We start from the raw sequence: 22246 nt of genomic DNA, 5'->3' as shown, positions 1-22246 counted from the left end.
ATGACTATCACCTCTGTTCTGGTGGCCAACCGCGGCGAGATCGCCCGCCGCGTCTTCGCCACCTGTCGCAAGCTGGGGCTTGGCACGGTCGCCGTGTATTCCGACGCCGACGCCGACAGCCCGCATGTCTCCGAGGCCGACGCCGCGGTCCACCTACCCGGCACGTCCAGCGCCGAGACCTATCTGCGCGGTGAGCTGATCATCGCGGCGGCCAAGGCCACCGGCGCCGACGCCATCCACCCCGGCTACGGATTTCTTTCCGAGAATGCCGATTTCGCTCGTGCGGTGGCCGATGCCGGCCTCACCTGGATCGGCCCGCCGGTCACGGCCATCGAGTCGATGGGCTCGAAGATCGAGTCCAAAAAACTCATGGACGCCGCCGGAGTACCGGTGCTGGGACAGCTCGACCCGGATACCGTCACCGCCGATCAACTCCCGGTGCTCGTCAAGGCCTCCGCCGGTGGCGGTGGCCGCGGCATGCGGATCGTTGCAGAGCTCGACAAGCTCTCCGCCGAAATCGCTGCCGCACAGCGGGAGGCCCAATCGGCGTTCGGGGACCCGACAGTCTTCTGCGAGCGCTACCTGGGCACCGGTCGACACATCGAAGTGCAGGTGATGGCCGACACTCACGGCACAGTGTGGGCCGTGGGTGAGCGCGAGTGCTCCATCCAGCGCCGCCACCAGAAGGTCATCGAAGAGGCACCCTCCCCCTTGGTGACCCGAATCGACGGCATGCGGGAGCAGCTCTTCGAGGCGTCACGCACCGCCGCGGCGACCATCGGCTATGCGGGCGCGGGGACCATGGAGTTCCTGGCCACTGAGAACGGCGAGTTCTTCTTCCTGGAAATGAACACACGCCTGCAAGTGGAGCATCCGGTCACCGAGTGCACCACAGGTCTGGACCTGGTCGCATTGCAGATCCAGGTGGCAGAGGGCGGCAAGCTTCCCGCCGAACCGCCTGCCATTCATGGCCATTCGATTGAGGCGCGCTTGTACGCGGAGAATCCCGCGGCCGGGTGGCAGCCACAAAGCGGCACCGTGCACACGTTTGACATCCCAGGCGCCTCCGCGGAATTCCATGTGCCCGGACACCCGGGGCGCAACGGGGTACGCCTGGACTCGACCATCGTCGACGGCAGCGTGGTGTCGGTGCACTACGACCCGATGCTCGCCAAGGTCATCACGGTGGCACCCACGCGCACCGAAGCTTCCCGGCTGCTGGCGTCGACATTGGAACGCACTCGCCTGCATGGCCTGACCACCAATCGCGACCTGCTGGTCAACGTGTTGCGGCATCCGGCGTTCCTCGCCGGAGACACCGACACATCCTTCCTGGACAAGCATGGGCTCGACGTCCTGTCCAAGCCCCTGGCCGACGAAGCGGCGCACCAGTATTCAGCGCTCGCGGCAGCACTTGCCGATGCCGCCGCCAACCGGGCACATGCCGTTGTCTGCGCGGATCTGCCCAGTGGATGGCGCAATCTGGCATCTGGCTACCAGACCAAGGAGTATCGCGAAAGCAGCGAAGCCGTCCATAGCGTGCGCTACCGCCTGACCCGCGCCGGGCTGGAACTCGACGGAGATTGGCCCGCCATCGAACTGGTCTCGGCGACACCGGATCACGTAGCACTGGTGATCGACGGCGTCCGGCGGGGTTTCGACGTCGCACGCTACGGCGAAACCGTCGACGTCGACTCACCGCTGGGCCCGGTGGCGCTGACTGTGGTGCCCAGGTTCACCGATCCCAGCACTGAGGTTGCGGCGGGCTCGCTCATCGCGCCAATGCCGGGTGTGGTGCTGCGACTGGGTGCCGCGGTCGGAGACACCGTCACAGCAGGGACGCCGATCGTCTGGTTGGAGGCCATGAAGATGGAACACACCATCGTCGCCCCCGCCGACGGCGTCATCGAGATCCTCAATGTCGAACCCGGACAACAGGTCGAGCTAGGTACCGTACTGGCCCAGTTGGCCGCCAACGAAGGAGAGTCATGACCGTCACCAATCCGTACGTCGAGTCCGATGAGCGCAAGGCGCTGCGGCAAGCGGTGGCCTCGCTCACCGGCAACTACGGCCACGAGTACTACCTGGAGAAGTCCAAGACTCACGCTCCCCTGACCGAGTTGTGGGATGAGGCAGGAAAGCTCGGCTTCTTGGGAGTGAACATCCCGGAGGAGTACGGCGGCGGCGGTGCCGGCATGTACGAGCTTGGGCTCGTGTTCGAGGAGCTCTCGGCGGCCGGGTGCCCGCTGCTGATGATGGTGGTGTCCCCTGCCATCAACGCCACCATCATCGCCCGCTACGGCACCGACGAGCAGAAGAAGAACTGGCTGCCCTCGATGGCCGATGGCACCTTCACCATGGCGTTCGCCATCACCGAACCCGACGCCGGCTCGAACTCGCACAACATCATCACCACCGCCAAGCGCGACGGTGGTGACTGGATCCTCAACGGGCGCAAGGTCTTCATCTCCGGTGTCGACCAGGCCAACGCCGTACTGGTGGTGGCGCGCACCGAGGAGGCCAAGACCGGCAAGCTCAAGCCGGCCCTATTCGTGGTGCCCACCGACACCAAGGGGTTCGAGTACACGCCCATCGATATGGAGCTCACCCTCCCGGAGCGACAGTTCCAGGTGTTCCTCGACGATGTACGGGTGCCCGGCAATGCGCTCGTCGGCTCCGAGGACGCCGCACTCATGCAGCTGTTCGCCGGTTTGAACCCCGAGCGAATCATGGGCGCTGCCAGTGGAGTTGGCCTCACCCGGCTCGCACTGAACAAGGCCACCGACTACGTCAAGACCCGCCAGGTGTGGAAGACCCCGATCGGCGCACATCAGGCCATCGCGCACCCGCTCGCCGAGATCAAGGTCGAGCTGGAACTGGCCAAGCTCATGATGCAGAAGGCCGCCACCCTGTATGACTGCGGCGACGACTGGGGCGCCGCGGAGGCGGCCAACATGGCCAAATACGCCGCAGCAGACGTGGCCTGCCGCGCCGCCGACCGTGCCGTGCAGTCCTTGGGCGGCAACGGTTTGACCTCCGAGTACGCCGTGGCACCCCTGCTGAATCTGTCGCGCTTCGGGCGTATCGCCCCGGTGAGCCGGGAGATGATCCTCAACTTCGTGGCGCAGACGTCCCTCGGCCTACCCCGCTCGTACTAGAAGGAAAGGTCCGGCCGAATGGCGAAAGAATCTGAGACCCTGGTCCAGTACGAGGTGGAGGGCCGTGCCGCCCGCCTGACGCTCGACTCACCACACAACCGCAACGCGTTGTCCAGCGGGTTGGTGCGGCAACTGCGCGAGGGACTGCGGCGCGCCGCTGCCGACAAGACCGTGCGCGCCGTAGTGCTCAGCCACACCGGCAACACCTTCTGCGCGGGCGCCGATCTGAGCGAGGCCTCGGAGGGTTCACCCCAAGATGTCGCCAAGGATCGGGCCGGCCAACTCACCGCGCTCTTGCGCGACATTCTTGAGCTGTCCCTGCCCGTCATCATCGCCGTCAACGGCCATGTGCGCGCCGGCGGCTTCGGTCTGGTGGGTGCGGCGGATATCGCGGTAGCGGGACCCGACAGCACCTTCGCACTGACCGAGGCACGCATCGGAGTCGCGCCGTCGATCATCTCGCTGACGCTGCTGCCCCGGCTCACCGGCCGGGCGGCCGCGCGCTACTTCGTTACCGGCGAGAGGTTCGACGCACGGGTGGCCGCGGAGATCGGTTTGGTGACCACGTCCGTCGACAGTCCCGAGGCAGTCGAGGCCTCGGTCACGTCGTTAGTGGATGACATCGCGCTCGGTTCGCCGCAAGGGCTGGCCGAGTCGAAGAGACTCACCACCGCGCCGATCCTCGCCGATTTCGACGCGCGTGCAGTCGAGTTGACGGAAACCTCCGCGCGTTTGTTCGTGTCTCCCGAGGCGCAGGAGGGCATGCTGGCGTTCCTGCAGAAGCGTCCACCCGCCTGGCAGGTGTGAACCAGACGGCACTACGCGTGTAGTGCGCTGAGCAACACTAATGAACCGCGTGCCTTTAAGCGCCGTTCGTCGTAGGCTCGGCGGTGATGAGCAACCTCCCTGAGCGGGTTACCGCATCGATGCGGGCCGCAGACGCCGATCGCATGCGCGTCGCACAGCTGTTATCCGACGCTGCCGCGCAGGGTCGGCTGGAGCTCTCTGAGTTCGAGGAGCGCCTCACGAAGGTGTACTCGGCAAATACATACGGTGAGCTTGATCAGCTCAGCGCGGATCTGCCCGCGGTTGCTACTTCTCAAGTTCGCGGTCAAGACAGCAAGCCCGCCCCCTCGACGGTGCTGATGGCAATCATGAGCGGATTTGAACGACGCGGCCGCTGGAACGTGCCCAGCAAGCTCACCTCATTCGCGCTCTGGGGTGGCGGCGTGCTGGACCTGCGCTACGCCGACTTCACCTCCAAGGAGGTGGAGATCCGTTCCTTCTCCATCATGGGCGGCCAGACCATCCTCTTACCGCCCGAGCTCAACGTGGACGTCACGGGCGTCGCGGTGATGGGTGGCTTCGATCACTCAGCGAGCGGCAGGGGCGTAGAGGGTGCCCCGCACGTGACGGTCACAGGGTTCTCACTGTGGGGCGGCGTGAACGTCAAGCGGAAGCGGCGCAAGCGGCGCGAGTCGCTGGAAGAGCGCTAACAAGATCCAGAGCGCCGAAGCGCCACAGTGCATTCACAACCTGATGGCGCCGGTCGATATCCAGTTCCGCTAGTACTGCGTCAAGATCAGTCGCGGTGAACTCCCCGGCCAGTGCTAAGAGTCCGTCAAGGTTCACCACGCCACCGAACGCGATAGCGCGACCACGGGCCACCAGGTGGGTCCGATCCGCAGCCGCGATTGATTGCACCACTCCGGGATACGCCCAGCCGAAGGTGGCCCCAACGGGAGGATCACCGCCGCGCAAAGCCACCACCTTCGGTGCCCGCAGATACCCGGCGGTGCGCTGTTTCGCCGCCGCCAGTTCCATGGTTGTCGCCAATCCGGACATCGCCTCGGGGTCGCGGAGCGTCTCCATCACGACCTGACGGACATCGTCGAAGCTGCGCGGCTCGCCCGCCGCATCGAGCCGAGCACCAAAGTGGTCGATCATCAAGTCCGAAAATGATTTTCGGATGTTTGGCGGGAAGAGCGTGACGCCCAGGAACACCGAGGGACCCACATTACGGAAAAGGTGGTAGCGCCCACGGGGAATGCACACGAAGTCGCCCGGGCGCAGGATGTAGCGACTCGCGCCGGGAAGCAATCGGTCGAAGTCAAACGAGACCTTGCCCAATGACGGGTTCTCGAACAACTGATGTTGGTCAATTCCGTCCGCGGGCCACACCCAGAGTTCCTTGACACCCGGACCCAGGTGGAAAATCAGTGATGGCTCATCGTCCTTGTGAACTCCGAAAGGTGTCCATTCCACATCGGCGACGAAGGTGTAGATATCGGCGCCGGACACCAGGTCTCGGTCCGGGACAAGGCTCCCCACCACGGCCTGGGCCAACGCGGCAAGACCCAGATCCCACGAGGAGACGTCGTTGATGGCGACGCATGCCGGGCGATCGTCGGCGTTATCGGCGAGCCACTCGGTCAGGGACTGCACGCCTCGCGGCGCGCTGCGTGAGAGCCGCTCAGTGAGCTTGAAGTCGAACTCGCTGCCCCGGAATGCGCGCAGTCGCAATCCTTTTCCGTCGGCGGTGGTTGCTGAAGTCACTGCCGCCGCTATCCGCTCGGCGATCGCGCTCTGGTCCGGCACCAGCTCGGGAATGAAGACCGTTTCTTCATAGCGAGGAGCCCAGTCCGCGACGAACTGGCGCCAGCGGGGGTCATGGACGAACACTGTTTTGCCTCCGTGCTTGCGTACGGGCGTGCGCGGCCAGTGGGATGGCCACGCACGCCCGACGTCCACTCTTAGTGGCTGGCAACCATTTCCGTCGCGGTGACGATTTCATCGTCCTCGACAACGATCTCAACAGCGATATCGCGCATGGCGGTTCCTTTCATTCAACGGTTAACTGCCCAACTCATCAGAAGCACCGTGGTGGCATCCGTCGCATGGAGCCACTGCGGTGGACGCACGCCCAACCCGCAGGCGCCGTCACTAGATCAGTCGTACGGCCGTAGCCAAAAGTTCCCACCCGGGACGATTCACACCGGTGAGAGCTCCCATGCGCCGCTGCCCGTCAGCTGCAACCGCGACTGGTGGTGACGGTCGATCGTCGACCTATGCCCCACGCTGAACACCACGCAGTCGGGTAGCCGTTCCCGCACCAGCGCATACATCGCGTCCTCCAGCCCCTCATCCAGGGCCGAGGTCGACTCATCGAGGAACACCACCGTCGGGCGTACCAGCAGCACCCGCACGAAGGACACCCGCTGCTGCTCGCCCAGCGAGAGCACGGCCGCCCAGTCGGCTTCCTCGTCCAACCGCTCGGTCAAGTGCCCCAGCGAGACATCACGCAAAGCCTGTACCAGCTTCTCGTCCGAAACATCCTCCACCGGAAGCGGATACACCACGGTCTCGCGTAGGTTGCCCAACGGCAGGTACGGCAGCTGCGGCAGGAACAGAGTCGCCCACCCGTCAGGACGGGCGACCAAGCCCGTGGCCTGTGGCCACAGCTGCGCCAGGCTGCGCAGCAGGGTGGTCTTCCCGCATCCCGATGGGCCCTTGACGACGACACTGCCACCCGCGGTCAGCTCGAGGCTCAGGTCCGCGATCATGTCCAGTCCCTGCAGATCTCGGACATCGACATCGGTGAGGATCAGGGCATCATCCACCTCGGTCACGTCAATCCGTGCCAGTTCGCGCGCGCGGTGATCGCTGTCGAGCATCTGGTCGATACGCATGAGCGCGGCCCGATAGACGGTGAATTCGTCATAGCTGTCCCGGAAGAAGGACATTGCGCCGCAGACACTTCCAAAGGCCGCGACAGTCTGCAGCAGGTCTCCCACCTTGATCTGCCCGGTAAAGAACCGCGGCGCCTGCACGATGTAGGGGATCATCCCCGTCGTCACATCGCCGACACCGCGATTCCAGCCGTTTAGTCGCAGCTGCGCGAAGACGATCCGCCACATGTTGGCGATGATGTCGGCGAAGCGTGCATGCAGCAGTCTGCGTTCACGCTCGCCGCCACGGTAGAACGCCACGCGCTCCGCGCTGTCGCGCAAGCGCACCAACGCATAACGGAAACTCGCGCTGAATCGTTCGTTCAAGAAATTCAGCCGCACCAACGGCCGGCCGATCCAGAACGCAAGGACCGTCACGGTGATCGAGAAGACGAACGCGATGAACACCATGGCGCGCGGGATCTCGACTCCCCACAACAACAACGGACCCGAGAGCTGCCAGAGCACCCCGGTAAACATGACAATCAGCAGCGTCTTGTTCACCGCGCCGAGAACCAAATCCACCGACTTGGTGGTGTGCGTCTCGATATCAATCTGGATTCGCTGGTCCGGGTTCTCCACCGGAGTGTCCAGAAAACGGTTGCGGTAGAACGCATCCTTGCTCATCCAGTCGTCAACGAGCCGCGTGTTGAGCCATACCCGCCACCGGATGGCGAGAACTCTCCGCAGGAAGAGATCCACCACCGTGTACGTCACGGTGAGTACTACCAACACTCCGCTGATCGCGAATGACGTGAAAAACGCCTGACGCGCGTCCGCCAGCAGTCCGGAGTCATGAGTGACGAGCGCCTCCGAACCGACCTGCAATGCATTCATCAGGTCCTTGTACTGGTACGTGAAGATGACCGTCACGCGCGCCATGTACACGGTGTGCCACATCATGAACGCCACCAGCGCCCACGTGCGCCAGGTCTCGCGTCCCCAGAAGAAGGGCGCGTTGACCCGCCAGAACTGTTGTCCCCATTGGGTGAAGCGAGCGATGGCGAACGCCACCGCAAGGAAGATCACCATGGTGATCACCCAGGCCTGCAGCGTCCACACCAGCGAGCGCAATGGCTCGCCCGGCCAATCCAAACTGGGCTGAACCATTGGCTCTCCCTCTTAATGCACCCTAGTGGGCAAAGTGGCGTGCTCCGGTGGTGTACAACGTGATTCCCGCGGCCTTGGCGGCATCGGTCACCAGCTCATCGCGCATCGACCCACCCGGATGCACGACGGCGCGCACTCCGGCCTCCGTCAGCACCTCCAGGCCGTCTGGGAAGGGAAAGAACGCATCCGAAGACGCGACCGCACCGGAGACTCGATCCCCACCCCGCGAGACCGCCAAGCGCGCGGCGTCGACGCGGTTGACCTGTCCCATACCGACACCGATGGTGGCGCCGCCGGAGGCGACGACGATCGCGTTGGACTTGACGGCCCGCCCGACCTTCCAGGCGAACACCAAGTCCGCCAACGTATCCTCGTCCGCGGCAGTGCCGGCGACCAACGTCCAGTTGACCGGGTCATCGCCCTCGGCGTGGAGCGCGTCGCGCTCCTGCACCAGCAGACCACCACTGATGTGTCGCCACTCGGTGCGCCCGGACTGCGACTGGGCCACACGCAGCAGACGCACGTTCTTCTTGCGGCTCAGCACCTCCACCGCGCCATCTGCGTACCCCGGCGCGACAATCACCTCGGTGAAGATGTCGGCGACCCGCTCGGCCATCTCCACACTCACCTCACGGTTGACGGCTATCACCCCGCCGAAAGCGCTCAACGGATCGCATTCGTGGGCCTTGAGGTGCGCGTCCGCAATCGATATGTCCGACACAGCGATACCGCACGGGTTGGCATGTTTGATGATGGCCGCACAGGCCTTGTCCTGGTCCCACGCGGCACGCCAGGCGGCATCGGCATCCGTGTAGTTGTTGTACGACATCTCTTTTCCGTGCAGCTGCTCGGCTTGCGCCAAGCCGTGCCCCGTGGCGCCGGTGTACAAGGCCGCCTGCTGGTGCGGGTTCTCGCCATAGCGCAGCACCGCCGAGCGGTTCCACGTCCCACCGATCCACGCCGGCAATTCCGCGCCCTCAGGCTCCGCGACAGCCGACAGCCAGCCGGCCACAGCCACGTCGTACTCGGCAGTGTGACGGAACGCCTTGGCCGCCAGCACCTTCCGTGCCTCCAGGGTGAACCCCCCGGCATCGACGGCGGCCAGCACGTCACCGTATGCGGCGGGGTCGACGACCACCGCCACGCTCGGGTGGTTTTTGGCAGCGGCGCGCACCATCGAGGGGCCACCAATGTCGATTTGTTCGACGCATTCGTCCTCGGAGGCACCCGAGGCGACCGTGGCGGCAAACGGGTACAGGTTGACCACCACCAGTTCAAAACCCTTGACGCCCAGCTCCTCGAGTTGGGTGAGGTGTTCCTCTCGGCGGGTATCGGCCAAGACGCCGGCGTGCACGTGCGGATGCAAGGTCTTCACCCGGCCATCCAGCACCTCCGGAAACCCGGTCACCTCTTCCACCGGTGTCACCGGAATTGACGCGGCGGCAATGGTTTTCGCGGTAGATCCGGTGGACACCAGTTCCACACCGGCGGCGTGCAAACCGCTAGCGAGCTCTTCCAATCCGGTCTTGTCGTAGACGCTGATCAATGCCCGCCGTACGGGTCGCTGCGTACTCACTTGATGGAGGCCCTTCTTCCGTTCCATGTCAAACCTCTGGTGGCCACCGCGGCCAGCACATCTACCAGCAGCGTCCGTTCCACCACCTTGATGCGTTCATGCAGGCTCGCCTCGTCGTCATCCCCATGAACGGGGACGGCCTGCTGCGCAAGGATCGGGCCGGTATCCATCCCGGCGTCGACCAGGTGCACCGTGCAGCCAGTGACCTTGACCCCATGCGCCAGGGCTTCGGGCACGGCGTGCGCGCCCGGAAAGGACGGCAGCAGCGCGGGGTGCGTGTTGATGACCCGACCCAAGAACTGCGAAAGAAACTGTGGTCCAAGAATCTTCATGAATCCGGCCGATACCACCAGATCGGGCCGGTGCGCGGCGGTGGCCTCGGTGATCGCGGCGTCCCAATGTTCGCGGGTGCCGTACTCACCGAGCCGCACGGTGTAGCTAGGAAGCTGCGCGCCCGCGGCGATATCGACGGCATCGCATTGCCGGTCGGTGCCTACGGCGACGATCCGAGCCGGGAAGTCACCCGTGGCCGCGTCGAGCAGGGAGCGCAGGAGGGTTCCCGTACCGGAAGCCAGCACCACGACGCGCGCAGGGGCAGACGGGGCAATCTCAACGACTTGCTGGGGCTCCGATGAGCCGCTTGCGCGAAGAGAATCCGACACCGACACGCCGCTGAGCGTAGCCGGGCTGGTCACGTGGCCGGATCCGGAGGGTCGCTGGAGTCGCTCTCGGGGCCGGGCTCCGGTTCTGTTACGGGTTCCGGTTCGGGATCGCTTTCCGGTTCGGGACCGCTTTCCGGTTCCGGCGCGGGCTCACGTTCCGGTTCCGGCCGCGCCTTGGCCGGGAGACGGGTGGCTCCACCCAACATGAACACCGTCAATAGGCCGATGACCAGGAACCAGAAGAACACACCGGGGCCGAACGTGCCCTGGTCGATGCCCAGCCGTCCGAAGTTCCCCAGCTGTCCGCCAGCGAGCTTTCCGACGATCGCCAGGAATGTTGCGGCCAGAAGTGCCGCCGTGACCACTTTGTGGATCGCGGTGGGCCATGGCGCGGGTCGGCGTGCGCATTGCTGGCCCACGGCCACCCCGGACACCGCACCGATAATCATGAGTGCCACCCATGCGGGGCCGAGCGGTGGCGTGGGAACGGCCGCGAGAATCGGCACCGCCGGCAGCTGGCCGCCGAACACCGCGAACGCACTGAAGGCCGCGGTGCCGACATTTGCACTGGATCCGACCGCCAGCGCGCATGCACCCAGAATGACGTTGGGCGCGTAGAGGAGCGCCAACAGTGTCAGGCTCAGCTGACCTACAAAATCGTTGGTGACCGAATACAGCTGATCCATCGTCGCCCAGTGGACCACCAGCGACCCCGCCGTCACGGCAGCGGACAGCCCGAACAGCGCGAGCACCCCGGCGACGGCGCCACGGGCGGCCTCCGTCGGCCACGACGGCAGCTGCAAGACCGCTATGAGCCGCCTGCCAACCCGCAGTAAGACGCCGGCAATTGCACCGGTCGCGTGAACACCGAGGACAGAACCGAACGCGCGCAAGGCATTCGGCGATTGCAGCTGCGTCAGCACCGTCGACGCGTCATGAATGATCGCCAGCGATATCGCCGTCATCAGGAGCGGGCCGGCCAGTGCCGAGGCGATCACCCACCGGATCACGTACCAGGAAGCCGTGGGTGCGATTGTCGAGGCGACGGTTCGGGCAACACCCCACACCATCGCGGCCGTCGGCAAGAGCGGCAGTACCTCGATGACTCGCCCACCGATTGATATCGGTACCAGATGGGTGCCCAGCCACATGCTGGCCACTGCACCGAACGTCCCCGTCATATCGCTGTTGGCAATCACCAACTGCACCAAGACGATTGCCGCAATGATGACCAACGCAACTGCTGACGGGCCAAAGGCAACCGTCAGCAGTGCGCGAGCCTGTGCGGGATTGGCGCGCGAGGTTTGATTCACGCGCCGATCACGGCAGTAAACACCGTCTAGTTGGAGGGACGAGAGGTGCCGAACAGATCGTCACCGCTGGCAGAGGCCGAGCCACCGCCGGTAGCGGCGCCGCCCTGCTGCTCACCACCGGGAGCCTGACCGCTGGCCCCGCCAAAGGTGGGGTACTGCTGGGTCGGCTGTGACGATCCGGCCTGCTGGGTCGGCTGTGCTGACGGCGGGGTGAACCCGGTACTGCTGAAGCCCTGCGGCGGAGTCGGAGGCGCCGACTGCGGCTGCTGGCCGTAGCCGCCGCCGTACGACGGTGGCGCGGCGGGAGCGGGCTGCTGCTGGCCGTAACCCTGAGCACCGGCCTGGCCGTAGCTCTGAGCGGCCTGCTGGCCATAGCCCTGCTGCTGGCCGTAGCCCTGAGCACCGGCCTGGCCGTAGCCCTGCCCCTGCTTGGGAAGCTGCTGCTGCGGCTGCTGCGGCGGGGTGTAGTACTGGCCCTGCTGCGTCTGGTACTGGCTGCCGAACGGGTTGGTCGCCGGAGAAGCAGTCTTGGCCTTGACGACGCCCACCTCACTGAGCAGGGCGTAGACAGCGGTCGCGGCCTGCAGGCCGGACACCACCGCGAGCGTGATCAGGCCCCACCCGATACCGACCTCACCGAAGGCGGCCGCGAACGGGTTGCCGAACAGACCACCGAGCACGAAGAGGAATCCGACGATCGACAGGATTGCGACGGGAGCTTGCTTGTCGTCCTTGCCGGACAGGAGCGAGACACCCGCGGTCAGACCCGCGATCAGCAGAGCGAACTGCGCGAAGCCGAAGACCGGCGACAAGGCCAGGAGGTCGAACCCGCCGAAGCTTCCCGACGTCCCCGAGCTGGCCTTCCCGGTGTAAAACGGCCCGAAACCGGCGATGAAGCCGATCAGGCTGAGCACCAAGACACCACCGGGCAGGTAAACCCCTAGCGCGCCCGTGTTGGGCTCGGCCACAAAGGACGGGGTGCCGTACGGATTGGACGGCTGCGCGGGCTGGTATCCGGGCCCACCGGTCGAATACGTCATTACATCTCCTACATCACGGTTTCGGTCGTGGTCTCGGGGTGGATCGCCTCCACGCTACTGCACCGTTGCCCCGGCTGGGGCAAGGACAAGCCGAGACGCGGCCGAGGCGCATCGGTTAGCTCAAAACCGGTACGCGATATTCGCTGTGGGTTTCCTGAGCATCGGCCGCCTCGATCTCGCGGACCAGTGGCAGCACCTTGGCGCCGAAGTATTCGATCTCCTCCTGGAAGTGCAGGAAGCCACCCAGGATCAGGTCCACACCCCGCCGCCGATAGGCAACAATCCGCTCGGCGATCTGTTCTGGGGTGCCGATGAGCTGGGTGCGGAATCCGTCGTTGTATTGCACAAGGTCCTCGAACGAGGAATCCGCCCACATTCCCTTCTTGTCTCCTGTGGCCGAGCCGGCCTGCTGAACGGCCGCGCGGAAACCTTCCACCGCGGGGCGGTTGGCCTTCGCGACGATCTCCCGCAATACCTCGCGCGCTTCGGCCTCGGTATCTCTGGCGATGATGAAACCGTTGAGCCCCACGTTGACCTCGCGGCCGACGGTTCGAGCGTGATCCCGGACCTCCACGATCTGGTCCGTGATACCGGCGAAGTCCTTGCCGTTGGAGAAGTACCAGTCGGAGTACAAACCGCCGTTGCGGCGCGCGGCCGTCGAGTTGCCGCCCTGGAACAGCTCCGGGGTGTGCAGCGGCTTCGGTTTCAGCGTGAAGTCGTGGATCCGATAGAAGTCGCCCCGGAAGTCGACGTCATCCTCGGTCCAGATCTTGCGCAACACCTGGAGAAATTCGCCGCTTCGCCGATACCGCTCGTCGTGCTCCAACCAGGGTTCGCCCAAGTGGGTGAACTCGTCCTTGAACCATCCGGAAACCACGTTGACGGCGAAGCGACCGCCCGACAGGTGGTCGGCAGTCGCGCCCAGCTTGGCGAGCACACCTGGCTGCCAGAGCCCCGGATGAACGGCGGCGATCACCTTGAGTCGCTCGGTGGCCAGCAGCAGGGCAAGGGAGAAGCTGGTGGATTCGTGTTGGTACTCGGCGCCGTAGCTGGCCTCGTAACGCACCTGCGTGAGCGCATATTCGAAACCGTTGTTCTCTGCCGTGCGCGCCAGGGCGACGTTGTAGTCGTAACCCCAGTCCGTGCGCTGCTCAATGGTGCTGGTGACCAGCCCACCGCTGACGTTGGGGACCCAGTACGCGAATGTGACGTGGTCAGATATCCGTTCGGTCGTCATGGAGGTATGCAAACAGCGAACCCTTTGGGCGGTCATCCGTCTTACTCACCGTGATCCGTTCCCGGCACGATGTAGCCCCCACTCTCGACAACAAAACTGGAACACGTTCTAATTGGTGGATGGACTACGGGCTCGTGCTGTTCACCAGTGACCGCGGCATCTCGCCGGACATCGCCGCCAAGGCGGCCGAGGACGGCGGGTTCAGCACCTTCTACGTTCCCGAACACACTCATATCCCGATCAAGCGCGAGGCCGCACACCCCGGCACCGGCGGCGCGGAACTACCCGACGACCGCTATATGCGCACCCTGGATCCGTGGGTATCCCTCGGCGCTGCGTGCGCGGTGACGTCGAAGATCCGGCTGGCCACCGCGGTCGCGATCCCTGTAGAGCACGATCCCATCACCCTCGCCAAATCGATTGCCACCCTTGATCACATGAGTGGCGGCCGGGTCACCGTCGGCGTCGGATACGGCTGGAACACCGACGAGCTGGCCGACCACAACGTTCCCGCCGGCCGTCGCCGCACCATGCTGCGCGAGTACATCGAGGCGATGCGCAGGCTCTGGGAGAACGAAGAGGCCAGTTATTCAGGCGAATTCGTCAACTTCGGCCCCAGCTGGGCCTGGCCCAAGACGGTGCAGAAGCATGTGCCGGTGATCGTGGGTGCGGGCGGCACCGAGAAGAACTTCACATGGATCGCCAAGAACGCCGACGGCTGGATGTCCACCCCGCGCGACGAGGACATCACCGGCAAGATCGTGGCACTCAAGGAGAAATGGGCGGCGGCAGGCCGTGCGGGCGACCCGTTGATCTACGTGCTGGCGGGCAAGCCGGACCCCGAGCAGCTCGCCGCATGGCGCGAGCTGGGTGTCACCGAGGCGATCTTCGGGATGCCTGATCGCTCCGAGGACGAGGTACGGGCATACATCGAACGATTGTCCGGAAAACTCGCAGCATTCGCCTAGTGCACGGAGAACGGCGGCAAGGCGGCGAATTTCTGTCCCACTCTGATGGTGGGCGTCACCCTTGCCACCCATTGACGTAGGCGTGACAGCGGATGATCGGGAAACTTATCGTCCCAACGTATTTCGTCGGCGATGTTGTACGGAATGCCCGGCTCGAGATCGGGCGCGTACGGGTGTGGGGGCCACATGCGCGATGACGGATCGCCAACCGCCAGCAGCTCTTCCAGCACGGTCGCCTCGCGCACCCCGGTCACCGGCCCCTCCGCGAATGCCCCGCAGACCATCGCGTACGAATGCGCACGCGGAACCACTATCGATGCCATGAAGGTGAGGCCCTGCGGGGCATCAGCTTTCGGAACCTTCACCACGTACAGCAGCCCCGGGAGCGTGTCGACGCCAACAATGTAGGCCTCGATGACTCCCGCGCGCCGCGCGAGTACCGCCTCGACGAGCGCACGGCGCACCACGCTCAGATCCTCCAGCGGCACTGACAGATAGGGGCCTCGCGAATCCGAGACCCAGAACTGATCACCGGTCGCCGGGTCGTACCAGCCATCAACGCTCGGCACCAGACCGGATGTGTCGAACGAGAGGCCCACGAACCGAGAAGGTAGCCGGTCACCAGGAGCGCCGATGCCCCGTCCTCCGATTGTTCATGCGTAGGTCACACAATCTCACTGAACGAAACCCGATATCGCCTGACAGTAGATTCGACGACTCCAGGCAGGCGAAAGGTGCTACCGGAGGCGCGATTTCGGCCAGAATGCCGACCTCACCGAGCCTGAGCATCAGCGCGACACGATAACGGCGAAACGACAAGGGCCCCGACCGGAAAACCGGTCGGGGCCCTTGCGTACGTAACCCGTTACAGGCTCTGCAGGATCTCGCGAGCCAGCTTGGCGGTCTCGGACGGCGTCTTGCCGACCTTCACACCGGCGGCCTCAAGGGCCTCCTTCTTGGCCTGAGCGGTACCCGAGCTGCCGGACACGATGGCACCGGCGTGACCCATGGTCTTGCCCTCGGGGGCCGTGAAGCCCGCGACGTAGCCGACGACCGGCTTGGACACGTTGGCCTTGATGTAGTCGGCCGCACGCTCCTCGGCGTCGCCACCGATCTCACCGATCATCACGATGATCTTGGTCTCCGGGTCCTTCTCGAACGCCTCGATGGCGTCGATGTGGGTGGTGCCGATGACCGGGTCGCCGCCGATGCCGATGGCGGTCGAGAAACCGAAATCGCGCAGCTCGTACATCATCTGGTAGGTCAGGGTGCCGGACTTCGACACCAGACCGACCGGGCCGGTGCCGGTGATGTTGTTCGGCGTGATGCCGACCAGCGCCTCGCCGGGGGTGATGATGCCGGGGCAGTTGGGCCCGATGATCCGGGTCTTGTTGCCCTTCTCAAGGTTGTAAGCCCACGCATATGCGCTGTCCTGCACCGGGATTCCCTCGGTGATGACGACCAGCAGCGGGATCTCGGCGTCGATGGCCTCGATAATCGCGTCCTTGGAGAACGCGGGCGGCACGAACGCGATCGACACGTCGGCGCCGGTCTTCTCAATGGCCTCGGCCACCGAACCGAAGACCGGGAGCTCGACGTCGTTGCCACTGGAGTCCTTGTGCGACACCGTGGTTCCGGCCTTGCGGGCGTTAACGCCGCCCACGACCTGGGTACCGGCCTTGAGCATCAGCGCGGTGTGCTTGGTGCCCTCACCGCCGGTGATGCCCTGGACGATGACCTTCGAATCCTTGTTCAGAAAGATAGACATTGATTCAAGCTCCCTTACTTGCTCGCCAGTTCGGCGGCCTTGTCAGCACCGGCGTCCATGGTCTCGGCCTGGATGACCAGCGGATGGTTGAACTCGGCCAGGATCGCGCGTCCCTCATCGACCTTGTTGCCGTCGAGACGGACCACGAGCGGCTTGCTGGCCGTGTCACCGAGAGTCTTCAGGGCGCCGACGATGCCGTTGGCCACCGCGTCACACGCGGTGATGCCACCGAACACGTTCACGAAGACACTCTTGACCTGCGAATCACCCAGGATGACGTCGAGACCGGCGGCCATGACCTCGGCCGAGGCGCCACCGCCGATGTCCAGGAAGTTCGCGGGCTTCACGCCGCCGTGGTTCTCGCCGGCGTAGGCGACCACGTCGAGAGTCGACATGACCAGACCCGCGCCGTTGCCGATGATGCCGACCTGGCCGTCAAGCTTGACGTAGTTGAGGTCGTGCTCCTTGGCCTTGAGCTCCAGCGGATCGGTGGAGTCCTTGTCCTCGAACTCGGCGTGGCCGGGCTGACGGAAGTCGGCGTTGCCGTCCAGGGTGACCTTGCCGTCCAGAGCCAGGATCTGATCATCGGGGGTACGCACCAGCGGGTTGACCTCAACCAGGGTGGCGTCCTCACCGACGAACACCTCCCACAGCTTCTGGATGGTTACCGCGGCGGCATCCAGCACCTGGGCGGGCAGCTTGCCCTTCTCGGCGATCTCACGAGCCAGAGCCAGATCGACGCCCTTGACGGCGTCGACCGGCACCTTGGCCAGCGCGTCGGGGTTCTCCTCGGCGGTCACCTCGATCTCCACGCCACCCTCGACCGAGCACATGGCCAGGTAGGTGCGGTTAGCGCGGTCCAGCAGGAAGGAGATGTAGTACTCCTCGGCGATATCGCTGGCCTCGGCGACGAGGATCTTCTTGACGATGTGGCCCTTGATGTCCAGGCCCAGGATGTTCTGCGCGTGCGTAAAAGCGTCATCGGGAGTGGCGGCGTACTTCACGCCACCTGCCTTGCCACGTCCACCAACCTTGACCTGCGCCTTGATCATCACCGGCTTGCCGATTTCCTCGGCGATCGCCTTGGCATCCTCGGCGGTGGTGGTAACCCGGCCCGGCGTCGTCGGCACGTTGTGCTTAGCGAACAGCTCCTTGGCCTGGTACTCGAAAAGATCCATCTACTAGCCCTCATCTTCGATCGGCACTATTGCACTACGGACTGTAGCCAAGGCCACAGCGGGGCCCGTCACTACTTCTGAGTAAGTGGCCGAATTCACCACCTGGTCACTCATAGAATTCACCGGACGGCCACCCGCTGGCAGGACTCGATCGCGTCTGTAACCGGTTTCAGTTCGGTCACGGGGGGTCGCCATACGCCCGTGATCTGTGGTGAGGTAGCCCCGGCGAGATTCGGCAACGTTGCCGGGGCTTGGGAGCCCTATCAGCGACTTCGTGACACAAGTCACATTTATATGCGTTTCCGCGCATTGAGTTGCGACTCCCCTTGCCCAACCGTTACCTTCTCTTGGGTTAGATCACGTTTTGGTCACGCTACGTCGTGACGCCGAACGGAAGACTGGCAGGGTATTGACACAGCATCGAACGACACGCACGCGTGGTGATCGAAGCGCGGCACCGAGTGAGAACGAGATCACCAACATCGTGCCGATCGACGAGTTCGGCCTGAAGGACGCGCTGGATCGCCCCGAGCTTGAGGATTACGACGTCTACGAGGACGCCCCGGAAGAGGGCGCCGAGACGGAGCACCAGGCCGCTCTGGCCCAAATCGAGCAGGACTGGGAAGAAGACACCGACGAGGCCGACCGGATCCGCGCCTCCATCGAGGCCACCGCGGACTGGTTCGCCGCTTCTGCCGCACGCACCAGAGACCCTCGCGACACCCCCACCGACAAGCTGCCCAGGATCAGCAGCGGAGGCGCACACCGCCGCCGCGAGATCGGCCAGGTAGGCAAGACGCGCATCGCCCTGGCAGCCATGGCCGCCGGTGCCGCTGCGGCCGCCGGGTACAGCGCGCTCAGTGAGCACGACGCCGCGACGGCCGCGGATCGTCACAGCCTCGCGTTGGGCACCTCCGCAGCGGTGATGGCCACCCACGGACCGCAGTTGATCTCCGCTCCGCTGGCCACCGACACCTCGATCACCGACGAGCAGCTGGCGAAGGCCACGGCCTTCGCTTCCGAGCGTGCGGACCGCGAGAAGCGTCTGCTGGCTCCACGCTTCGTGATGCCCGCGAACGGCACCTTCACCTCCGGCTTCGGATACCGCTGGGGCGCCCTGCACGGCGGCATCGACATCGCCAACAGCATCGGCACTCCGATCGTGGCAGCCGCCGATGGTGTCGTCATCGCGACGGGTCCCACCGCGGGTTACGGCGCCTGGGTCAAGATCCGCCATTCGGATGGCACCGTGACCCTGTACGGCCACATCAACACCTGGGAAGTATCGGTGGGTCAGCGGGTGATGGCGGGTGACCGCATCGCCACCATCGGCAACCGCGGCAACTCGACCGGTCCGCATCTGCACTTCGAAGTGCTGCTGGGCGGTTCGCAGCGCATCGACCCGCAGGGCTGGTTGGCCAACAAGGGCATCACTTTCAGCCGCTTCGGCGACTAGTCATAGCTTTCAACGCCGAGTGTGAGCAGCGCCGCTCACGCTCGGCGTTTTTGTTCTAAAGCTTTTGCACGGGCGCGAAGTTGTGCATCAGCTTCACGCGCCCGTCGCTGCCGAAGTCGATGAGCGATGTGGCGCTCTCGCCGACACCAGTCACCTCCATGACCTTGCCCAGCCCGTACTTGTCGTGGCTCACCCGATCACCGGGCTCCAGCACCAGCAGCGGCTTGGTGCGCTTTTTGGACGGAGCACCCAGCGAGCCGCCGCCTCCGCGTGATCCACTGGACCCATAGCCCCCGCCGCCGTAGCTTCCGGCGCCGGTCGCGATGCGCCCTGGCAGCGGATCGGTGCGCCGCCATTCGATCAGATCTTGCGGAATCTCTTGCAGGAAGCGCGATTCCGGGTTCATCATGGGCTGCCCCCACGACGAGCGCACCTTGGCCCGGCTCAGATATAGCCGCTGACGCGCCCGCGTGATCCCGACGTAGGCAAGTCGACGTTCCTCGGCCAGCTCCACCGGATCGCCGAGGGCACGCATGTGCGGGAACATGCCGTCCTCCCAGCCGGTCACGAAGACCACCGGGAACTCCAGCCCCTTGGCGGTGTGCAGAGTCATCATCGTGACCACACCGGCGGTCGATTCGGGCAGCTCGTCGGCATCGGCGACCAGCGACACCCGCTCCAGGAACGCCTCGAGACTCCCCGGGGGCGCGCCGACATCCTCGTCGTCGACCGGCAGGTCTTCCCCAGCTGCCTGGGCATTTGCCGCATCCGCACTGAATTCGTGTGCGACGCTGACCAATTCGTTGAGGTTATCGAGACGTGCCAGCTCCTGGGGGTCGCTGCTGTTCTCCAGTTCATATCGATACCCGGTGTGGTTGAGCACGGCGTCGACCACATCGCCGATATCCGGTAATGCCCCCGGATCGGTGCGTAGGGTGGCGCGAATCTCGTCGAGCATGTCCATGAAGGCGGCAATCGCCTTCTCGGAGCGAGAGTTCAGCATCGCGACCTTGCCCGCGGCGGCATCCGCGAGCGCTTCCCCGAAACCGATGCCGGCTGTCTCCGCGTGTACGGCAACACACGCCTCGGCCCGGTCCCCGATGCCCCGGCGAGGAGTGTTGAGGATCCGCCGTAGGCTCACCGCATCGCCCGGGTTGGTCAGCACCCGCAGGTAGGCGACGATGTCGCGGATTTCCTTGCGCTCGTAGAACCGCACTCCCCCAATAACTTTGTAGGGGATACCGGTTCGGATGAAGATCTCTTCGAGCGACCGGGAGTTGTTGTTGGTGCGGTAGAACACCGCGACGTCGCCATAGTTGGCGTCGCTGCGATCGAAGAGTCCGTCGATCTCGCGGGCGATGAAGGACGCTTCATCATGTTCGTTGTCCGCGACGTAGCCGACGATCAGCTCGCCCTCGCCGGAATCGGTCCACAGCCGCTTTTCTCTGCGGTTCGTGTTCTTGGCAATGACGGCATTGGCCGCGCTCAATATGTTCTGCGTGGACCGATAATTCTGTTCCAGCAGAATGGTTTTCGCATTCGGATAGTCGCGCTCGAATTCTTCGATGTTGCGGATCGTGGCACCACGGAAGGCATAGATGGACTGGTCGGCGTCACCCACCACGCACAGCTCCGCCGGTTCCGGGCTGTCCGGATCGACCGTACGGTCCACGTGAGCACCTACCAGTTCGCGGACCAGTATGTATTGGGCATGGTTGGTGTCCTGATACTCGTCAACCAGGATGTGCCGGAACTTGCGGCGGTAGAACTGCGCGATCTGCGGGAACTGCTGCAGCACGGCGACCGTCTCACCGATGAGATCGTCGAAGTCCAGAGCGTTGGCCGCACGCAGGCGCCGCTGGTACTCGCCGTACACATCGGCGACGATTCGGCGTAGCTCACCGGCCTCATCATCGACGCTGAGGTTGGCCACCGCCTGCTCCGGCGAGATGAGCTCGTTCTTCAGGTTGGAGACGGCGGTCGCCAGCAGCCGTGGTGAGTAGCGCTTGATGTCCAGGCCCATATCGCGGCCGATCATCTGCAACAGCCGCCGTGAGTCATCGGAGTCGTAAATCGAGAAGTTGGAGTTCAATCCGGGCAGCAGTGAGGCCTGATTCCGCAGGATGCGCACGCAGCTGGAGTGGAACGTCGACACCCACATCGAGTTGGCACGCCGGCCCACGAGGTTCGCGACGCGCTCGCGCATCTCGGCGGCGGCCTTGTTGGTGAAGGTGATGGCCAGGATCTGCCCCGGGCTCACGTCCCGCTCGGCCAGCAGGTAGGCGATTCGACGGGTCAACACCGCGGTCTTGCCGGACCCGGCGCCGGCGACGATGAGCAGCGCCGACCCCTCGTGCGCGACGGCGGCCCGCTGCTGCGGATTCAGCCCCTCGAGCAACGCCTCGCTGTGGGAACCCGAGGCGCTGGGCATATCAAAAAGTGCTGGTTCAGAAAGATTCGCCATGACCGATCTAACTTACCGCTGACGAGGGACAATCTCGGCCTGACGCACTTCCCGCAAGCGTTCCTCGCATCTCGGCTACACTCTTCGATGTGCTTGACCACCAGCAGCGATTTTTCTACGGGTACCGGACTCCGGTGCCCGTGGTCTAGCCGATTCACGAGCCCCGCAGTCCGCTACCGGACTACGGGGCTCCTCTCTTGTGAGGCCCGATTCCGGGGCGGCATTGCGGATCGAACCGCTCCAAGAGAAAGTGTGAGACAGAATGACTACTCAAATGACCGAGAACGCCAGCCAAAAAGATATCGGCGAAGCTACCGAGCCCGCGCCCGATATAGATGAGCTGCGCAAGGAGATCGACCGGCTCGACGCGGAGATCCTGTCCGCGATCAAGCGGCGCACCGAGGTCTCCCGCGAAATCGGTAAGGCCCGGATGGCCTCCGGTGGCCCGCGCCTTGTGCACAGCCGCGAGATGAAGGTCCTCGAACGCTTCAGCGAACTAGGCCAAGAAGGCCACACTCTGGCCATGCTGCTGCTGCGCCTGGGTCGCGGCAGATTGGGACACTAATCCCGGCTGGAACCGACAGGGAG

Annotated in this window: 18 protein-coding genes; 7 read left to right on the top strand and 11 right to left on the bottom strand. The window is 64.6% G+C overall.

Features of this window, described 5'->3' with window-relative positions:
• The 4 genes from DSM43276_RS04705 to DSM43276_RS04690 all read left to right on the top strand — a co-directional run bounded on the left by DSM43276_RS04705 (position 1) and on the right by DSM43276_RS04690 (position 4654).
• Positions 1-1992 (top strand): acetyl/propionyl/methylcrotonyl-CoA carboxylase subunit alpha, encoded by a 1992-nt coding sequence (locus tag DSM43276_RS04705; protein WP_078331480.1) that lies wholly within the window; start codon positions 1-3, stop codon positions 1990-1992.
• A complete protein-coding gene (locus tag DSM43276_RS04700) occupies positions 1989-3158 on the top strand; it encodes an acyl-CoA dehydrogenase family protein (RefSeq protein ID WP_078310301.1) in 1170 nt (389 codons plus the stop codon). Before DSM43276_RS04705 ends, DSM43276_RS04700 begins: the two co-directional genes overlap by 4 nt.
• A gap of 18 nt (positions 3159-3176) precedes the next feature.
• Entirely contained in the window at positions 3177-3965 is a 789-nt protein-coding gene (locus DSM43276_RS04695; protein WP_078331479.1) for an enoyl-CoA hydratase family protein, read from the top strand.
• 86 nt (positions 3966-4051) lie between these two features.
• Positions 4052-4654 (top strand): DUF1707 SHOCT-like domain-containing protein, encoded by a 603-nt coding sequence (locus DSM43276_RS04690; RefSeq protein ID WP_078327457.1) that lies wholly within the window; start codon positions 4052-4054, stop codon positions 4652-4654.
• On the opposite strand, the gene DSM43276_RS04685 is transcribed toward DSM43276_RS04690, so the two are convergent.
• From DSM43276_RS04685 to sfnG, 7 genes are all read right to left on the bottom strand, one after another.
• A complete protein-coding gene (locus DSM43276_RS04685; RefSeq protein ID WP_078331490.1) occupies positions 4608-5840 on the bottom strand; it encodes a hypothetical protein in 1233 nt (410 codons plus the stop codon). The two genes, DSM43276_RS04690 and DSM43276_RS04685, sit on opposite strands and share 47 nt — an antisense overlap.
• 308 nt (positions 5841-6148) lie before the next feature.
• Positions 6149-7996, bottom strand: a complete 1848-nt coding sequence (locus DSM43276_RS04675; RefSeq protein ID WP_078331478.1) for an ABC transporter ATP-binding protein/permease — start codon at positions 7994-7996, stop codon at positions 6149-6151.
• A 22-nt stretch (positions 7997-8018) separates the two neighbouring features.
• Positions 8019-9599 (bottom strand): bifunctional phosphoribosylaminoimidazolecarboxamide formyltransferase/IMP cyclohydrolase, encoded by a 1581-nt coding sequence (gene purH, locus DSM43276_RS04670; RefSeq protein ID WP_136628992.1) that lies wholly within the window; start codon positions 9597-9599, stop codon positions 8019-8021.
• Positions 9569-10267 (bottom strand): phosphoribosylglycinamide formyltransferase, encoded by a 699-nt coding sequence (purN, locus tag DSM43276_RS04665; protein WP_078331477.1) that lies wholly within the window; start codon positions 10265-10267, stop codon positions 9569-9571. The genes purH and purN overlap by 31 nt, the downstream gene beginning before the upstream one ends.
• Positions 10264-11547, bottom strand: a complete 1284-nt coding sequence (locus tag DSM43276_RS04660) for a cell division protein PerM (RefSeq protein ID WP_078331476.1) — start codon at positions 11545-11547, stop codon at positions 10264-10266. The genes purN and DSM43276_RS04660 overlap by 4 nt, the downstream gene beginning before the upstream one ends.
• 26 nt (positions 11548-11573) lie before the next feature.
• Positions 11574-12587, bottom strand: coding sequence for a DUF5336 domain-containing protein (locus DSM43276_RS04655; protein WP_078331475.1), 1014 nt, complete (start codon positions 12585-12587; stop codon positions 11574-11576).
• A 115-nt stretch (positions 12588-12702) separates the two neighbouring features.
• Positions 12703-13824 carry a dimethylsulfone monooxygenase SfnG gene (sfnG, locus tag DSM43276_RS04650; protein ID WP_078327463.1) on the bottom strand — a complete coding sequence of 374 codons (1122 nt, stop codon included), beginning with the start codon at positions 13822-13824 and terminating at the stop codon, positions 12703-12705.
• Between the two features lie 119 nt (positions 13825-13943).
• Between sfnG and DSM43276_RS04645 the strand changes: the two genes are divergently transcribed.
• Positions 13944-14792: an LLM class F420-dependent oxidoreductase gene (locus DSM43276_RS04645; protein WP_078327464.1), complete on the top strand. Its 849-nt coding sequence runs from the start codon at positions 13944-13946 to the stop codon at positions 14790-14792.
• Here the strand turns inward: DSM43276_RS04645 and DSM43276_RS04640 are convergent.
• The 3 genes from DSM43276_RS04640 to sucC form a co-directional block, all read right to left on the bottom strand.
• Entirely contained in the window at positions 14789-15391 is a 603-nt protein-coding gene (locus tag DSM43276_RS04640) for a hypothetical protein (RefSeq protein ID WP_078331474.1), read from the bottom strand. The two genes, DSM43276_RS04645 and DSM43276_RS04640, sit on opposite strands and share 4 nt — an antisense overlap.
• A gap of 266 nt (positions 15392-15657) precedes the next feature.
• On the bottom strand, positions 15658-16560 hold the full coding sequence (sucD, locus tag DSM43276_RS04635) for a succinate--CoA ligase subunit alpha (RefSeq protein ID WP_078327466.1): 903 nt from the start codon (positions 16558-16560) through the stop codon (positions 15658-15660).
• A 14-nt stretch (positions 16561-16574) separates the two neighbouring features.
• On the bottom strand, positions 16575-17738 hold the full coding sequence (sucC, locus tag DSM43276_RS04630) for an ADP-forming succinate--CoA ligase subunit beta (protein ID WP_078327467.1): 1164 nt from the start codon (positions 17736-17738) through the stop codon (positions 16575-16577).
• 409 nt (positions 17739-18147) lie between these two features.
• Here sucC and DSM43276_RS04625 point away from each other — a divergent pair, with 409 nt between their 5' ends.
• Positions 18148-19194, top strand: a complete 1047-nt coding sequence (locus tag DSM43276_RS04625; RefSeq protein WP_078331473.1) for a M23 family metallopeptidase — start codon at positions 18148-18150, stop codon at positions 19192-19194.
• Positions 19195-19249: 55 nt separating this feature from the next.
• On the opposite strand, the gene pcrA is transcribed toward DSM43276_RS04625, so the two are convergent.
• Positions 19250-21592, bottom strand: a complete 2343-nt coding sequence (pcrA, locus tag DSM43276_RS04620) for a DNA helicase PcrA (protein WP_211196752.1) — start codon at positions 21590-21592, stop codon at positions 19250-19252.
• Positions 21593-21932: 340 nt separating this feature from the next.
• Here pcrA and DSM43276_RS04615 point away from each other — a divergent pair, with 340 nt between their 5' ends.
• Positions 21933-22223: a chorismate mutase gene (locus DSM43276_RS04615; protein WP_078331471.1), complete on the top strand. Its 291-nt coding sequence runs from the start codon at positions 21933-21935 to the stop codon at positions 22221-22223.
• Positions 22224-22246 lie beyond the last annotated feature (23 nt).

This window comes from Mycobacteroides salmoniphilum, from assembly GCF_004924335.1.
Classification (GTDB): Bacteria; Actinomycetota; Actinomycetes; order Mycobacteriales; family Mycobacteriaceae; genus Mycobacterium; species Mycobacterium salmoniphilum.
Note: the sequence above shows the minus strand (reverse complement) of the source record. Positions and strands in the feature narration are given on the sequence as shown.

Coding starts and splice junctions, on each gene's coding strand:
- purH (WP_136628992.1), bottom strand. CDS start 9,599: ATGGAACGGAAGAAGGGCCTCCATCAAGTGAGTACGCAGCGACCCGTA.
- DSM43276_RS04675 (WP_078331478.1), bottom strand. CDS start 7,996: ATGGTTCAGCCCAGTTTGGATTGGCCGGGCGAGCCATTGCGCTCGCTG.
- DSM43276_RS04700 (WP_078310301.1), top strand. CDS start 1,989: ATGACCGTCACCAATCCGTACGTCGAGTCCGATGAGCGCAAGGCGCTG.
- sucD (WP_078327466.1), bottom strand. CDS start 16,560: ATGTCTATCTTTCTGAACAAGGATTCGAAGGTCATCGTCCAGGGCATC.
- sucC (WP_078327467.1), bottom strand. CDS start 17,738: ATGGATCTTTTCGAGTACCAGGCCAAGGAGCTGTTCGCTAAGCACAAC.
- DSM43276_RS04695 (WP_078331479.1), top strand. CDS start 3,177: ATGGCGAAAGAATCTGAGACCCTGGTCCAGTACGAGGTGGAGGGCCGT.
- DSM43276_RS04615 (WP_078331471.1), top strand. CDS start 21,933: ATGACCGAGAACGCCAGCCAAAAAGATATCGGCGAAGCTACCGAGCCC.
- DSM43276_RS04645 (WP_078327464.1), top strand. CDS start 13,944: ATGGACTACGGGCTCGTGCTGTTCACCAGTGACCGCGGCATCTCGCCG.
- DSM43276_RS04705 (WP_078331480.1), top strand. CDS start 1: ATGACTATCACCTCTGTTCTGGTGGCCAACCGCGGCGAGATCGCCCGC.
- sfnG (WP_078327463.1), bottom strand. CDS start 13,824: ATGACGACCGAACGGATATCTGACCACGTCACATTCGCGTACTGGGTC.
- DSM43276_RS04690 (WP_078327457.1), top strand. CDS start 4,052: ATGAGCAACCTCCCTGAGCGGGTTACCGCATCGATGCGGGCCGCAGAC.
- DSM43276_RS04655 (WP_078331475.1), bottom strand. CDS start 12,587: ATGACGTATTCGACCGGTGGGCCCGGATACCAGCCCGCGCAGCCGTCC.